The 13,109-nt window shown below is 59.1% G+C and carries 6 protein-coding genes; 3 read left to right on the top strand and 3 right to left on the bottom strand.

Annotation, left to right across the window (positions count from 1 at the left end; all coding sequences use genetic code 11):
- The first annotated feature begins 10 nt into the window (after window positions 1-10).
- From AC1DGD_RS15755 to AC1DGD_RS15745, 3 genes are all read left to right on the top strand, one after another.
- The gene (locus AC1DGD_RS15755) at window positions 11-2,149 is read left to right on the top strand and encodes a GmrSD restriction endonuclease domain-containing protein (protein WP_476857442.1); all 2,139 of its coding nucleotides are present in this window, start codon (window positions 11-13) and stop codon (window positions 2,147-2,149) included.
- A 92-nt stretch (window positions 2,150-2,241) separates the two neighbouring features.
- Entirely contained in the window at window positions 2,242-5,397 is a 3,156-nt protein-coding gene (locus AC1DGD_RS15750) for a DEAD/DEAH box helicase (protein ID WP_476857441.1), read from the top strand.
- 191 nt (window positions 5,398-5,588) lie between these two features.
- The gene (locus AC1DGD_RS15745) at window positions 5,589-8,672 is read left to right on the top strand and encodes an N-6 DNA methylase (protein WP_476857440.1); all 3,084 of its coding nucleotides are present in this window, start codon (window positions 5,589-5,591) and stop codon (window positions 8,670-8,672) included.
- 68 nt (window positions 8,673-8,740) lie between these two features.
- On the opposite strand, the gene AC1DGD_RS15740 is transcribed toward AC1DGD_RS15745, so the two are convergent.
- From AC1DGD_RS15740 to AC1DGD_RS15730, 3 genes are all read right to left on the bottom strand, one after another.
- Window positions 8,741-8,980, bottom strand: a complete 240-nt coding sequence (locus AC1DGD_RS15740; RefSeq protein ID WP_476857489.1) for a helix-turn-helix domain-containing protein — start codon at window positions 8,978-8,980, stop codon at window positions 8,741-8,743.
- Between the two features lie 460 nt (window positions 8,981-9,440).
- A complete protein-coding gene (locus AC1DGD_RS15735; RefSeq protein WP_476857439.1) occupies window positions 9,441-10,127 on the bottom strand; it encodes a DUF2290 domain-containing protein in 687 nt (228 codons plus the stop codon).
- Window positions 10,120-12,153: a DEAD/DEAH box helicase gene (locus tag AC1DGD_RS15730; RefSeq protein ID WP_476857438.1), complete on the bottom strand. Its 2,034-nt coding sequence runs from the start codon at window positions 12,151-12,153 to the stop codon at window positions 10,120-10,122. The genes AC1DGD_RS15735 and AC1DGD_RS15730 overlap by 8 nt, the downstream gene beginning before the upstream one ends.
- Window positions 12,154-13,109: the final 956 nt, after the last annotated feature.

The following is a 13,109-nucleotide window of genomic DNA, read 5'->3' as shown; positions in this document are numbered from 1 at the left end:
GGATTGACCCGTGATCACTCAGGTTAAGTCTCCGACGGAAATCTTCTACCAGCCGCAACGGCTTATGGTTCCGCTGTTTCAGCGCCCTTACGTGTGGTCAGAGGATGGTCAGTGGGCCCCCCTGTGGGACGACGTCAAGCGTTTGGCCGACAAGCGGCTACAGCACGAAACAGTCGCACCGCACTTCTTGGGCGCCGTGGTCCTGCAACAGCAGATGGGGTCCATCGGCACACTTCCTGTCAGGACGATCATTGACGGCCAACAACGACTTACAACGCTCCAACTGCTGCTTAGCGCCGTGAATGAACAGGTACGTATTGCAGGGTTCGATGACATTGCGAGGCAAGTTCAGGATCTAGTGGAGAACCCAAGGCACTTTGCGAAGAATGCTGAGGACCGATACAAAGTGTGGCCGACGAATAGAGACAGGCTCGCATTCAATCAGGTCATGGAATCAGTGACTTCGCCGGAGACCGCCGTTGCTGGATCAAGACTAATTAAGGCGCACGGATTCTTCTCGGCGGCAGCCCGCGAATGGATCGGTAACTCCGAAACGGAAACGCGATCACAGGCCCTCGTGGAAGCAGTCACTGTGCTTCTCCAGATCGTGGTCATCGAGCTCCAGCCGGACGAAGATGCTCAGGAAATATTCGAGACGTTGAACGCCAGAGGTACACCTCTGACTGCCGCAGACCTAATCAAGAACTTCGTATTTCAGCGGTTAAACGCATCCCCTCAAGAGGCTGAAAAAGCCTACAAAAGTTACTGGGAGAGCTTCGAGACGCCGTTCTGGGAAACTGAAGTTTCTGCCGGCCGAATAGCCTACAGTCGCAGCTCGCTGTTTCTGAATCAATGGCTCATTGCCCATAGCCTCAAAGACGTCCCGGCCAAGGAGGTTTTTGGCCAATTTAAGCGCCATGTTTCTGATTCCGGCGAACCCATCGAGAAGCTCCTGCCGCGGATACAGGCTAACGCCGAGCTCTACAGATCTATGACCCTGGCAGCCCAGAACTCGACGAGCATTCTCAGCCGACTCGAGCTGTTCATTTACCGTACGGCGACACTCGAATCTGAAGTAGTCAAGCCCTTCGTCCTCTGGCTCCACGATCCCGATAAACCCCGCATTCCCGAAGACCAGCTCCACAAGGCGCTTGGAACGGTCGAGAGCTGGCTCGTCCGGCGTTCGTGTGTGCGCGCGAGCACGAAGGCTTACAACCGCATCTTCGTTGAGCTTCTCAAAGATCTGACTGCAAGTCCGCGAGAGGTGGCCGGGAATGCCACCGAGAGCTATTTCGCGCGCGCCGACAGTCCTAACGACTACTGGCCAGGAGACGCGGAGGTGCGTCGAGAGCTTCAAGATCTCCCTGTGTACAAGCGTTTCCGCAGGGCCAGGCTCCGAATGATGCTGGAGGCCGTAGAAGATCACAGACGCGGTTGGACTTCGGGCCGCCCTTTGCACGAGCAGCCGGTAATTCGTGGGACTGCCACGATCGAACACATCATGCCTCAGGAATGGGCAGCCAACTGGCCGCCGACTCTCACCGATACGGAATCAACGCAACGAGATTCCCTAGTTCAGTCCTTGGGAAACCTGACTTTGATTACACAAGCGCTGAATAGCAAGGTTTCCAATGGGCCATGGTTGGGGGCGAAGGGCAAGCTTGACGGGTTGAAGAAGCACACGTCGCTGTTGATCACGCGAGAAGTTGTCGACCTTGGATCCGAAGAGTGGACTGAAGAATTCATCGCGGAACGCACTGAACGGATGATTTCAGATCTATTGAACATCTGGCCGGTTCCGGCCGGACACACAGGCAAACTCGCCGCTGCGATCGAGAGATCTCTCCCGCGCATTGAAGTGGCGGACCTCGTTAATGCTGGCCTTCTGAGGCCGGGGGACGTTCTCACCGCGAGAGTACAGGCACATCGCGGAAAGACTTGTGAGATCAGCGAGGACGGCTCGCTGTTCATAGGTACTACGAGATGCGAAACACTCAGTGCCGCCGCGCGGACGATCACCGGGGCGCAATCGGAGGCCGGATGGTGGTTCTGGCTAGTTGACTTCGCGAACGAAAGGTCGATGAGCGACGTCCGCCAAGAGTATTTGGAAGCTTTGGCCGCTGGTGGAGAAAACGTTGATATCGAATAGCGTTCTCCTTGGCGGGAGGTGCTTGAAATTGGTGGCCCCGGCAAGTGGTGGGTCGTAATTGCCGTAGGCCGGCCATCCGCTAGCCTGGCGCAGTGACTAATTTCATTGGGGGAGGGGCAGCGGAACAGCTGCCCGAAGGCTTGTACGAACTGCTCACCACGGACCTGCTCAACACGCGACTGAACCAATCAGGAGAACTCAAGCCAGCCTTCGAGGTCATAGCAGACGAAGACAGCCCGGACATCCTCTCCCGCCACGTCGCTGACGCCGTCCGCCAAGCCCTGACAGCAGCCAAACCCACAGAACGCGTGGCCCTGGCAAACAAATTCCTCCACGACCTGCAGCAAACGGACCGTATCTCCGCGGGTCCCACTCAACTCCAGTCCCTCCACCGACCGGACACCCTCAAACGCCGCAACCTGCGCCGCCCCACCACCAAACTGAGCGATTCGGCGCTGCTCACCAACAGCAAGGACGATCCCAACCTCGCCGCGGAACTCCGCACCGAAATCGAGTCCGCCAACACGGTAGACCTGCTCTGCGCCTTCGTTCGGTGGACGGGCCTCCGCCTCCTGCAGCCGGCGCTCGAGGAGCTCCACGAGCGTGGCGCCAAACTTCGCGTCATCACCACCACCTACATGGGCGCCACAGAACGCCGCGCCATCGACGAGCTCGTGACCCGATACGGCGCCGAGGTGAAGATCAGCTACGAAACCCAGGCCACGCGTCTGCATGCCAAGGCTTGGCTGTTCCGCCGGAATTCAGGATTCGACACCGCCTATGTCGGCAGCTCCAACCTCAGCCAGGCGGCCCTCCTGGACGGCCTGGAATGGAACGTCCGGCTCAGCTCCGTCGGCACGCCGGCACTCCTGAACAAGTTCGAGGTCACCTTCGACAGCTACTGGGCGCAGCGCGCCTTCCAAAGCTACGACCCGGAACGCGACGGCGATAGGCTGGACGCCGCCCTGGAACGCAATGGCGGCCGGCGGACGGCCATCCCCGGGGCAGCCACCGGACTCGAGGTCCAGCCGTTTCTGCACCAGGAGGAGATGCTTGAGGACCTGGAGGCCGAGCGGCTCAAGGGTTTCGACCACAACCTCGTGGTCGCGGCCACCGGTACCGGGAAGACTGTGATCGCAGCCCTGGACTATAAACGCCTGTGTGAAGCGGCCGGCCGAGATCTGAAGCTGCTCTTTGTCGCCCACCGCCAGGAAATCCTCAAACAGGCCATGCGCACCTACCGTGACGTCATGCAGGACGGCGCCTTCGGCGAACTCTACGTCGGGGAACACAAACCCGGTCAGTGGAAGCACATCTTCGCCTCCGTCCAGTCGCTGTCCTCGCTCGGCATCGACAAGCTGGCACCGGACTTCTTCGACATCGTCGTCATCGATGAATTCCACCACGCCATGGCGCCCACCTACCGCCGGCTGCTGGACCACCTGCAGCCGCAGCAGCTCCTCGGACTGACCGCTACGCCGGAACGCGGCGACGGCGTCGACGTCGCCAAGCAGTTCTTCGACGGCCGCACCGCCAGCGAACTGCGCCTCTGGGACGCCCTGGACGCCGATCTGCTGGTGCCGTTCCACTACTTCGGCGTCTCGGACGACGTCGACCTCAGCCGGCTGGAATGGAAGCGCGGCAACTACGACACCGCGCAGCTGAACACCCTCTACACCGGCAACGACGCCCGCGCCGCCAAGGTGATCCGTGAACTCCGCGACAAGGTCACCAGCACGGAGCAGATGCGGGCCATCGGCTTTTGCGTCTCGGTCCAGCACGCGCACTACATGGCAGAGGTGTTCAACCGCGCCGGTATCGCCTCCGTTGCTGTCGACGGGGTCACCGACGACGCGGACCGTGCGGCGGCGCTGGAGCGGCTCCGCGCACGGGCGATCAATTGCATCTTCGCCGTCGACCTCTTCAACGAGGGTCTGGACCTGCCGCAGGTGGACACCATCCTGCTGCTCCGGCCGACCCAGAGCGCCACGATCTTCCTCCAGCAGCTGGGGCGCGGGCTGCGCCGTGCCGAGGGCAAGGCGGTGCTGACAGTTATGGACTTCATCGGCCAGCAGCGCCGCGAGTTCCGCTTCGACCTGCGCTACCGGGCGCTGACCGGCTATGGGCGCAAGGAGCTGGAAAAGGCTGTCGAGGACGAGTTCCCATATCTGCCGTCGGGCTCGCAGATTGTGCTGGACCGGGTGGCGCAGCAGGTGGTGCTGGACAACCTCAGGGCCCAGCTGCGATTCAACCGCGCCCAGCTGGTCCGGGATATAGCCTCGTACGCGGAAACCCAGCTGGAGGCCTATCTGGAGCGGTCCGGGAACGACGTGAAGTCGATTTACCGGTCGACCAGGGATTCGTGGACCGGGTACCTTCGCCAGGCCGGCCTGATCGACGGGTTCTCGCCGGTGGAGGCAGTCCTCACCGGGAAGAACCAGGAGCTCTCCGACGAAGACGAAACGAAGCTCCTTGGCCGCATGGCTGCGCTGATCCATGTGGACGATCCGGAACGCGCCGAGGCCTACTCGATGCTCGTCGGCGCTGACGCGCCCCGCTACGGGGACCTCGGCATGCGGGACCAGACGTTCGCCCGCATGCTCTTCTGCACGCTCTGGAACGACGGCGGCGGTTTCCAGTCGTACGACGCCGGACTCGACTATCTGCGCGGCTACCAGTTCGTCTGCAGCGAGATCCGCCAGCTCGTGAAACTCGGCGTGGCCGCGTCCAAGCACGCCGCCAAGGGCCTTGGCGCCGGGCTGCAGCACGTCCCGCTGCTCTCGCACGCCACCTACCGGCGTGAAGAGATCCTGGCGGCCCTGAAATACGGTTCACTGGAGCTCGGCAAAAACGTGCAGCACCGCGAGGGCGTTGCCTGGTGCCCTACGACGTCCACGGATGCCTTCTTCGTCACGCTCAACAAGGACGACAAGAAGCACTCGGCCACGACGATGTACAAGGACTATGCGATCAGCCCGGAGCTTTTCCACTGGGAGTCACAGAATGCGACGTCGCCGGGAAGCCCGACGGGCAGGCGCTACCTGGACCGGGCCGCGCACGGTTCGAAGATCGTGATCTTCACACGGGATACGTCAGAAGACGAGACAGGGCTGACGGTTCCTTACACGTGCCTGGGACAGGTTGACTACGTGCAGCACACGGGGGAGAAACCGATTGCAATCACCTGGAAACTGCACCGGTCCATGCCGGCCGATGTGTATGCCACGGCAGCTGCGGTGGCGCAGTGACGTCGGACACGAGACCTCGCATCAACAGCCGAGCTCTCAATCCCGATAGGCTCGTTGCATCTACTAGTCCACTAGGGGGACCTTTGCCAGAGTTGCTTGAAGATATGACCGCGCGGATTGCCAGACGGGAAGCCGCGCGTTCCGAAGCGACCCTCCAAGCGGACATTCGGGCTTTCATACTCGCGGCTGGCTTGAACGTTGATTCCAACGACATTGCGGAAGAATCCGTTAACGTCGCGATGGAGGCCCAACTGGGCGACGGAAGCCGTCGCCGTATCGATGTTGAATCTGGGACAACGGTCATCGAAGTGAAGAAGAACCTGCGCGTGGGAAGTGTTCTCGAAACTGCTGAGGTTCAACTAGGTCAGTACGTAAGCACCCGTTGCGACCAGACGGGAGCACGCTACCTTGGCGTTCTCACTGACGGCCGTGAATGGATACTCTACGTTCCTGACCCGGACCAGTCGGGAAGGATGATACAGGCGGCTGAGCCGCTCCTGATCAACAACGCAACAGACACGGAGCGCCTTCGGTCCTGGCTCGGGGCCGTCCTATCGACGGTTGAGCAGATAAAACCGACCCCTGCTGAAATAGAGGGAAGACTGGGCGCGGAGTCACCAGCCCATCATGCAGACCACGCATCTCTTCAAGCTCTGTTCGATGCCAACCGCAACAACCCTACTGTCGTGCTGAAGCGAGAGCTCTGGGGCAAGCTACTGAAAACTGCTTTTGGTTCCAGCTTCGAAGATGTGGAGCACCTGTTCTTGGACCACACGCTACTGGTCCTAACTGCTGAGGCAATAGCGCATGCTGTGATCGGGTTTGAACTAAGCGGCCCTAATGCTGTGGGACCGCGTGAGCTCGCCGAAGGCAGCCGGTTCGCATCGTCCCAGATTCACGGGGTTGTGGAGGCGGACTTCTTCGATTGGGTTTTGGAGGTTGATGGGGGAGAGCAGTTCGTACGTTCCTTGGCCGCAAGGATCGGCAAGTTCCGCTGGGATCAGGTTGAGCACGACGTTCTAAAGCATCTATACGAAAGCGTAATCACCCAGCAGACCCGAGAGGCTCTTGGTGAGTACTACACGCCGGACTGGCTGGCCGACCGAGTCCTTGCCAAGGAGTACGACAACCCGTTGGACACGAAGGTCCTAGACGCTTCCTGTGGGTCCGGCACATTCATCTTTCACGCCGTGAGGACATACCTTGATGCGGCTGAAGCCAAGGGGATGGAAGTGGGTGACGCGGTCGACGGTGTGGTATGCCACGTTTACGGAATGGATATCCACCCGGTGGCAGTGACCCTAGCTAGGGTGACGTACTTGCTTGCGATCGGCGCGGATAGATTGAGGCATCCTTCTCGCGGCCGGATCACCATCCCGGTGTATCTGGGCGACTCTCTTCAGTGGGAGCAACAGTCGAGCCTCCTCTCATCCGAGGACGCCATCACCGTGGAAACTACCGGGGAGGACATCATGTCCGCAGGCGGTGGCCTATTGTTCGACGACAATCTGGTGTTTCCGCTATCCATCCTCAGCGATGCTCAAAACTTTGACAGCCTTGTGTCGGCGATGGCCGACAAGGTGCTGTCATCCGCTGACGAAGAACTTGCTCCAGGTCGGATTACTCCACAGGTCCAAGGCAGACTGCGTAATGCGAGTCCGTCCAGCAAAGTTCGGGACCTTGTTGACCCAATCCTTTCGGCCCACAACGTCCCGGAAGAAGACAGGGATGTTCTCCGCGCAACGTTCTCCACGCTCCGTCAGTTGCACCTGAATGGTCGAAATCACATCTGGGGCTATTACGTCCGGAACCTCGTGCGTCCGCTCTGGCTTTCCATGCCAGAGAACAGGGTTGATGTCCTCGTCGGGAACCCGCCCTGGCTGAGATATTCCAAGATGCCCGGTGCCATGCAGGACCGGTACAAGCGGTTGGCCAAGGAGCGTAACCTTTTGTCGGGTGCCTTGGGAGCCAGCGCCCGCGACCTTTCAACCTTGTTTGTGACTCGCGCCGTCGAACTCTATTTGAAGCCCGAGGGGCGATTCGGGTTTGTGATGCCTCACGGGACGCTGACGCGCAAACCCCACCACGGCTTCCGGACTGGCCGTTGGTACAAAAATAGCCAAACCGTCTCGGGTTTGGCTGCGAGGTTTGAAGAATCGTGGGAGTTCGTCAGGATCCGAACAGGTTTTCCGATGGTGTCCTGTGTCATCTTCGGGAGCAAGGTCTCAAGCACCCTAGCCTCCGCGATGCCGTCCGCCACGAGGAACTGGAAGGGTACTTTTTCGAACCACGCACAAACGTGGGAGAAGGTTCAGGACCGCATCACTATCTCAGCGGGCAAAGTTACCCAGCACGATCCGAGCGAGCCCGCGCCCGTTTCGCCTTACGCCAAGCGGTTCCGTCAAGGTGCGCTCATTCTTCCTCGTATGCTCGTTTGCGTCGAACGAGTGGACGCGGGACCCCTTGGCGCGGGTGCCGGCCGGGTGGCTTTGACTTCCCGGCGCTCCAATCAGGACAAGAAGCCGTGGAAATTTCTCGAATCGCTCAGTGCCACCGTCTCCGAAGCCTTTGTTTTCCCGCTCCTCCTGGGCGAAACGGTACTCCCTTACCGAATGCAAGAGCCCTTGGAGTGTGTCGCCCCGATTCGCAACCGTCAGATTCTGGCCGGCTCCGTTATCCGATCCACACCCGACCTCGATTCCTGGTGGGCGCAGGCGGAGGCAGGCTGGGTGGCCAACCGGTCCAAGACAGACAAGACACCACTTCACGAGCGGATCGACTACCACGGCCAGCTCAGCGCACAGCTCGCAACTGAATCGCCCTATCGTGTGTGTTACACAAGCTCGGGGAGCCGGTTGGCGGCCGCCATTACCACAGACGTGCGCGCGCTAGTGGAGCACAAGCTGTACTGGGCTCCGGCACACACATTGTCCGAGGCGCGCTATCTGGAAGCGATCCTAAACAGCCCAGTCCTTTTGGAGCGGGTGAAGCCACTCCAAAATTTGGGACTGTTCGGGGAACGGGACTTTGACAAGTATGTTTTTATGGTTCCGTTTCCTGCTTGGGACTCGGCCAACGACGATCACGCACTGATCGCAAGCTTGGCGAAACGCGCGGAGTACGTCGCTGCGGGCGTCGACACCAGCACTGCTGTTACGTTCCAGCAGGCACGAAAGCTCGTTGACCTTGCGCTTGAGGCTGATGGGGTCGCTGCTGATTTGGTCCAAGCCATCGACAAGGTAATCCCTAGCGTCGATCCGGAGGCGGCTGAATAGGCTAGTCCTGATTCGACGCCGAAGGGCAGGCAGACAGTCTGACTGCCTGCCTGCCCTTCATCGTGTGGTTACTTGGCCAGGTATCGGTAGAGGACGGCAACAGATACGCCGACAGCATCGGCAACTTCTTTGGGGCTCAGATTGCCAGCGGCGTGCAACTGCTTAGCCCGCGCCACTATAGGCTTGCATAGGAGCTTGGGCCTGCCCCCACTGCGTCCCCTAGCATTCGCGGCGGCTAGTCCTACATTGAAAAGCTCCGCGTATAGAAGTTCTTGCCAAGCTGATGCGGCTGCTGGGCGTGGACACAGTAGCCGACACAGGCGACCTGACTATCGGATGCCTCGGACGTGGCCACCGCGCGACCAGCGAGGACTCCCCTCGGCGTTGGATGTTTCCTCTGCCTCGCCTGAGCCTGTCACTTTGGGAGCACGGGGACGCAAAAGTTTCAGTGAGCGCATCGTTTCGCACGGTCGGTCCACAAGCGGACGAGTGGCCAACACTCACCACGGAGATTGATGATGAGCCCCGCCCGCGGACCACTTGCGAATCCACCGCGCAATTCGGTCGATCCTCATTCTCTTGCACGGTCGCGCCATCTGCTGGCGTCGAACGACTTCCAGGGCGACCAGTCCCCCACGAGCTCCCTGTTCGACATCGGTTTGCGCCGTAAGCCGGGTCAGCAGGGCCGAAGCTAAGAGCGGCGCAGCAGCCTTTTCGCCGGCGGCGCGCCCGGCTTCGACCCGACAGGGCCCGCGGCTCGAAGTTCACTTAGGAGTACGGCAAGGCAATATGGAGAAGCGCTTGTTCTCCTTCGGTGATAGTTTGAGGCATGACTGCCCTGGCCCGTGGCATGCCGTCTGTGGGTAACGTCGCCCTTCCCCTGTAAAAACTGCGGAGTAAGAATTCAACGAAGTGATACGGCGTGATGGCAGAAGTCACCGCGATGCGACAGTGGGGATACTGGCCCAACGTTAAATGGCTTACGGGATGCAGGACGTCCTTGACGACTTCATCCGAGTCGTCGAAGTCGAACCGCAGTGGAACCGTTACGGCACGTTTGTCTACGACATCTCCGTATAGTTCGTCGTGAAGGTAAAGTTCTGGATCCTCTTGGAAAGTCGTGAGGTTCGGTGAGGGGAGGAAACGCAGTTCGCTCTTGGTGAGTGTGTCTGCGTCCTTAAACATGAACCTGAATTGCACGAAAGCGCCGTCCAGGAACTTCAGGTCATAGGCTCGCGACTCCCTAAGCCTCTCGTAGAGTTCCCCGTATGGTATTTTCTCCTGCATGCGGGGAGCATCAGCCCAGTAGTCTGCCTCCAAACGAACGATTCCACTTATTCCAGGACGACGTGCGACTGAGTTTTGGTCATCCACGAGCCCGTTTCCCACCAGAAACGCAGTCACATCCTCTATTTCGTTCTTGAGAAGTTCGACGGTGGGCTTTCGCCTACTCATGGCGCAGAAGCGCCTCGAGCCGGGCCAACGTAGCGGAATCCAGGTCTTCTCTATAGAACGACCCAGCCTCGAGATCTTTGACGAGTCTATCCAGCGAGGTGTCATGTCCCCGGACCCTTTTCTGCACCTCCGGAGGAACCTCTCTATGAAGGATTTGCATCGTCTTTCTTTCTTCTTCAGTTGGGTAATCAAAATCCAGTGTGAAGCCAGAATTTTCGATGGTATTGAACTCCTCCAAAAGTTCTCTCATTTCTGAGCCGACCCCGGTAACACGAACCCAACCCTTACTTCGCGTTATTGCCGTGAAAAGGCGGTTGCGGGTTCGAGCTTGGTTTTGTTTAGACGTGAAGTCTTCGTGGGCGTTAGCGACATAGATCATTGCAGCCTCATTGCCCTTGGCTCGATAGATGCCTGTAAAGGTCACACTTCTTTCGTCTGGCTTGAAGAAGATGTCTGCACCAACGTCCACTCCAGCAATGTGACTCTGAATATCAAGACTGATTAGAGCCTTGCGAACTGGACCAAGATTGGTGCGGGTTGTAAACGGGTTGGGATTAATCACAATGATGTCGTTGGCGATAAGTTCGTCGTGGGCCAAATTTCGGTGGATCTCCTCGGCAATCCATTCATTTTGATCACTCACGGAGTCAAACACCTTGAATGTCAACAGATCACTTGTGGAGGAATGTTCCTCAAGAAACCGTGGGCTTGATTCTGCATCACGTTCTAGGCGTACGTGCTGCCCGTCCATGAGGGCTCCTTCACGCACGCGATACCCTATGTCGGTCCAGAGATCCTTTTGCTCAAACATTTGTACGATTCCGGTGGAGGCCGGGGGAGAAGGCTTCTTGTATATGCCGAATCCCAATGCATGTGCGGTGACCAGGACGGGCCGAGAGTTGCGATAGCACTTCTCCAAGATGATGTCTCGGCGACCACCCCCGGAGCCTCCAAACTCAACGCGAGGCCGTCCCGCACTCGTACTTCCAAAGATTTCCTCGGCCGGAGGAAGTCCTTTGCCGTTGAGGGTTTGCAGCTCGTCGTAGGCGTAGACTAAGCGCTTCTTGTCACCGAGCATCTCGTAACACATACGCAGAAATGCCGGAGGAAGGTCCTGCGCTTCGTCAACAAGAATGGCGTCGTACAAAGGCTTAGAGCCCTCAGCCTCTGTCAAGGCTTGCTCACACACACCTCCCAGGGCGTCCTGTGCGCCGAACATGCTCTTGCCTGCACCAAAATCGTAGTAGGTTGCGCCATTCTCGACGCAAAAACGATGATAGAGCCCCTCACGGTTACCACCGCCTGACGCACCCCAAGCCTGTATGATGTCGACCATCGACCAATCCGGCTCATCGCCGGTCTGGTCGATCGTAAAGTTGTTGATGAATCTCCGGAACTGGTCCCTAAGGGACCGTGTGTTGAAGGTTACGGCGATACGCCAGTCGGGGTGCTGGGCGTGGAGATAAGCGGCCTTGAGCGCCAACACGACGGTCTTACCCGAACCTGCCAGTCCACGAATCCGCTGGACATCGTCGGCCGTTTCGATCACGGCGTGGCTTTGCTGGGCGTCAAGAGTCGCGATGGAGGCCTCAAGGCCTTTCAGTATCGCCCCTCGAGAGTCGGGGAGCCGAACAGGACGGGCGGTGCTCGTGCGGCGAATACTCGACATGCTTTGTAGCGCTGACAAAGCCCGCTCATGCACCTCTGGCTCAAATTCGTCACTGACCATACGGAAAAGAACTTCGTCGATATTTGCCATATTGGCGACCGGATATGCGCTATCGTCCGGCACACGCGCCAGCGCTGGTGCGAATGTGAGTGTGTGGACTTTCACCTTCAGGACGCGCCGCTCCACGAGGGCCGTATGTGCCTTCAGTCGAACCTCAAGCCGGGTGTATACGTCATCTTGGCGGGTCTGGTAATCGCCTAACTCTGAGCCTTCGACAATGTCGAAAGCAACAACTCCAGTGCCAGGAGAAACGTAGACGGCATCAAGAGGTCCCCGATCTTCGGACACCGTGGTCACGGGGTATCCAATAGTCAGGTGGCCCCCTCCGGGAGCGTTGCCAGACTCAAAGAACACGGCCAGGGCCTCGCTGGCAACTGGCTTACTATTCGTGCCACGACTAACGACGTTCGGTAGGGTATCCAGAGACATAATTCGAGACTACATTGCATCCCGAACGGTCGTGACGTTCATGCTGGGGGTAGCGGAGTGTCGTCTACTTCCCTCCGAAAGAACGCAGAGGCGGGGCTGGGGTGGCCAATAGAGTGGGCCTCCCAGGGGCGACCCATGAACCCGTCCCCGGGGGCCGGACACCGCCATCCCAGCCATAAGCGATCTCGTTCAAGCATGCGAGCCTTCTGCTCCATGAGCCTACCGCGGCGCGACCTGATCAACCACCAACGTGCTTCCGCTTCCTGCTAGATCCGAGGCGGCGGCATGCTCTTCGGTCAATTCAGTCAGCTGCGCGCCCGTGTTGGCATGGGGCCGGCGCCGGATCCGGTCGCCTATCTGTGCGCGCGGGAAGCCTAAAAGAGATAGTTTGGTGGCCGGGTGAGGGCAACGCATACTGGCCCGTCGGATTCATTCGTAGAGGCCCGGACCCTGGAGGGAGCCGCCGGCCGGCCCTCCTTGCGAATGAATTAGTCTTCGATTTTCAGGAACTGCCTGTCATCTTCATCTCTTTTTGTCAACGCGGGCGGGGCTGTCCTTAAATGCTTCCGTCCATGCCGTCAGGCAGGCTTCCTTCCGGACGCGATCCTTAACTCCCCACAGCGCAGCGAGGCATGCAGAACGACGAACAGGCTGATTGCCGCGACCGGAACGCCAGCAGTGTTGAGAGAGCCCAATTACACCGGTGGCGACGGTCGCCATTGTCAATACAGCCGGCATAGAGCACAGCTGTGGCCCGTGGTGGAGTGTGCGCTTGAGGACGATAGGTTGCTTCGGCTTATCGATGGAACCGACGAGTGGACCAG

Source organism: Arthrobacter sp. 05T45 (assembly GCF_056395875.1).
The sequence above is the reverse complement of the archived record's forward strand: the minus strand, read 5'-3'. Positions and strand labels throughout refer to the sequence as shown.